This is a genomic window from Methanobrevibacter sp. (assembly GCF_050872065.1).
Classification (GTDB): domain Archaea; phylum Methanobacteriota; class Methanobacteria; order Methanobacteriales; family Methanobacteriaceae; genus Methanocatella.
On the sequence record NZ_JBNMGD010000079.1, the window covers coordinates 1 to 2,784 of the forward strand.

The window sequence follows — 2,784 nt, forward strand, 5'->3', positions numbered from 1 at the left end:
CCATTATACACCAATTATCCGAAAAAAAATTTCAGCAAAACACATTCATCATTTAATAAAAAGGAATACTAAGTTGATAAAATGCTAAAAATGAATTTCAAGAGAAACTTTCATCACACAAATTCAAAATTAATGATATTTAAAGAAAAGTAGTATTAAAAAATAAATTTTGAGGAGTTATAACTCTCCTCTTTCGCGTCTTTGGTCTAATAACTCAAGACCTAAATCACCTAGTTTGTATTTTTGGATTTTACCACTTGTTGTAAGTGGGAAGTCATCAACAAAGAACACATATTTAGGTACTTTGTATCTTGCAATAGATCCGATACAGAAATCACGAATATCTGCTTCAGTAACGTCATCAAAGCCTTCCTCTTTAATTATGAATGCTCCAACGATTTCACCATATTTCTCATCTGGAATTCCTGCAACTTGGACATCCTGCACACATTCATGAGTAAATAAGAATTCCTCAATTTCACGAGGGTAAATGTTTTCCCCACCTCTAATAATCATATCTTTAATACGACCAACAATAGAGTAATATCCATCCTCATCTACTGATGCAAGGTCTCCTGAGTGTAACCATCCATCTGGTTCGATTGTTTCAGCTGTTTTTTCAGGCATATTATAATATCCTTTCATGACATTGAAACCTCTGCACATTATCTCACCAGTTTCTCCAACACCCACTTCTTCACCGGTTTCTGGATCTACGATTTTCACTTCAATATTTGGGAATTTACGTCCAACAGTGTTAATCTTTTTCTCAAATGAATCAGAAGCATTAGTTTGTGTAAATCCAGGAGCTGCTTCAGTAAGTCCGTATACACTTGTAATTTCTTTCATGTTCATTTTTTCGATTGCATCCTTCATTGTTTCAACAGGACAAGTTGAACCTGCCATAATACCAGTACGTAAAGAGGACATGTCAAACATGTCAAACATTGGATGGTTCATCATACCTATAAACATGGTAGGCACTCCGTAAACGGAAGTACATTTTTCTTTTTGAATTGAAGAAATTGCAAGTAATGGATCATATTCCTCAAGAACAACCATAGTAGATCCATGAGTAATTACTGCCATTACACCAAGCACTGTTCCAAAGCAATGGAAAAGAGGAACTTGTAAAAGTAATCTATCTTTTTCAGTGTAATTCATATTTTCTCCAATATAATAACCGTCATTTACAATATTACGGCTAGTCAACATTACACCTTTTGGAAAACCTTCAGTTCCAGAAGTATACTGCATATTGATAACATCATATTGGGAAACTGAATCCTTAACTTCTTGGTATTTTTCATCATCATAGTTCATACCAAGCAATAATAACTCATTAGTGTTAAACATTCCACGGTGTTTTTCTTGACCTACATGGAAAACAAATTTTAAATTAGGGAATTTTTCAACAATTAAATGACCTCTTGCACATGTTTTAAGTTCAGGTACAAGCTCATTTATGATATCAAAATAACTAGTGTCTCTAAATGAATCAGTCATAGCTAATGCTTTCATATCGGACTGACCTAATACATATTCTAACTCATGGGATTGATAAGCAGTGTTAACTGTAACAATTACTGCACCGATTTTTGCAGTTGCAAACATGTAAGTTAACCATTCAGGTACATTTTTAGCCCATATACCAACATGATCTCCTTTCTCAATACCAAGAGCCAACATTCCCTTAGCTAAATTGTCAACTCTTTCATCAAATTCTTTGTATGTAAATCTTAAGTTCCTATCTGGATAAACAATAAATTCATGATCAGGTTGCTTTTCAACCATTGATTCAAAAAACTTCCCTAACGGGAGTTCGGTAAATAATTCACTCATTGGAAAACCTCCATTTTTTTAATTTCAACATCATTCATACTTGTAAAATATTCTTGCAAACCCAACAACAAATAACGCAAATCCAAAATACGAGTGAAAAATCTAATTAATCCATTGCTAATTTTTTGTTGTTTTAATACTATCTCAAACATTTTATCAAGTCCTATATTCAGTTTAATATGGAGTGTATAATACTGCGATTATTTTTGCTTTATTTTCCCCACTTGCATGGAGGTGGTGAGGCACTACTGAATCATAAAAGATTGTGTCCCCTTCTCCAATAGTAAATGAGTCTTTTCCATAAATTACTTCAATTTCCCCTTCTAATACATAGATGAATTCTTCACCTTCGTGAGAAGACAATTCTTTTTCCCCTTCTTCAAATTCAATGTCTATGATAAATGGGTCTATGTTTCTATCAATTTTACCTGCACCTAATGGATGAAATTCAAGATTAGTTGCATTGGTTACGTCTTCTCTACCTGAGAAATAAAGAGAGTTTTCAGTTTTTCCATTTCTGGTTATTACTGGACCAAGTTCAGGAGTATCATCTAAAAATGTACCTAAACGTACATCAAGTGCTCTTGCCATTTTAGTTAATGGAGTAAGAGACGGAATAACTTCTCCAGCTTCCATAGCTTTTAAAACTTCGATTTTTACCCCACTTTTCTCAGCAAGGTCTTCAATAGTCATGTCTTGTCTAGCTCTAATGTCTTTAATTTTTTTTGCAAAATCTTCGTTTGTCATATTTTTCACATCTTAAATTTTGGATTTACTTAAAAAATTTAAGTATTTATAATTATATTCTATTTAATATATAAAACTATCTTCAAAATTAAACAAATACTGGATTCTAATATAAAAAGATTAAAATAAACATTCAATTGTTAATAAAAAAGAGCATTCATTCAATTTCATGAAAGATATTATTAAATCATATCA

The 2,784-nt window shown here is 32.1% G+C and carries 3 protein-coding genes; all 3 read right to left on the reverse strand.

What is annotated here, in order from left to right:
* Nucleotides 1–177: 177 nt before the first annotated feature.
* Genes ACR0P1_RS07670 through ACR0P1_RS07680 form a run of 3 tightly spaced genes read right to left on the reverse strand, consistent with a single transcriptional unit; the run spans nt 178 to nt 2,589 of the window.
* Nucleotides 178–1,842, reverse strand: a complete 1,665-nt coding sequence (locus tag ACR0P1_RS07670) for an AMP-binding protein (RefSeq protein ID WP_432645817.1) — start codon at nt 1,840–1,842, stop codon at nt 178–180.
* The gene (locus ACR0P1_RS07675) at nt 1,839–1,994 is read right to left on the reverse strand and encodes a hypothetical protein (protein ID WP_432645818.1); all 156 of its coding nucleotides are present in this window, start codon (nt 1,992–1,994) and stop codon (nt 1,839–1,841) included. The genes ACR0P1_RS07670 and ACR0P1_RS07675 overlap by 4 nt, the downstream gene beginning before the upstream one ends.
* 22 nt (nt 1,995–2,016) lie before the next feature.
* The gene (locus tag ACR0P1_RS07680) at nt 2,017–2,589 is read right to left on the reverse strand and encodes a cupin domain-containing protein (protein ID WP_432645819.1); all 573 of its coding nucleotides are present in this window, start codon (nt 2,587–2,589) and stop codon (nt 2,017–2,019) included.
* Between the last annotated feature and the right edge of the window lie 195 nt (nt 2,590–2,784).